This is a genomic window from Pseudoneobacillus rhizolycopersici, from assembly GCF_054786815.1.
Genome location: NZ_JBTOOE010000296.1, coordinates 1 through 213, shown reverse-complemented (window position 1 = coordinate 213; position 213 = coordinate 1). Strand labels below are relative to the sequence as shown.

Below are 213 nucleotides of genomic sequence, written 5' to 3'. Positions count from 1 at the left end.
AGCCCGAACTTCTCGGCCAGCACCTCCTCGAGCGGCTGCAGCGTCTTCTGTTCGGACGTGTTGCCCGGGTTTACACACATTCCAAGAGGCAGGCCGTCCATATCCATGAACATCCCTATCTGTACCAGCGGGTTGGGGCGGTTTTCTTTGGAATGGCCGTATTTGCGGAAGTCGTCGTCGGTCTCCGTCTCAAAAAACACATTTGTGCAGTCA

The 213-nt window shown here is 55.4% G+C and carries 1 pseudogene; it reads right to left on the bottom strand.

Annotation, left to right across the window (positions count from 1 at the left end):
* Positions 1-213 (bottom strand): annotated as a pseudogene (locus tag ACX9YW_RS23820) (IS1634 family transposase); the annotation flags it as partial.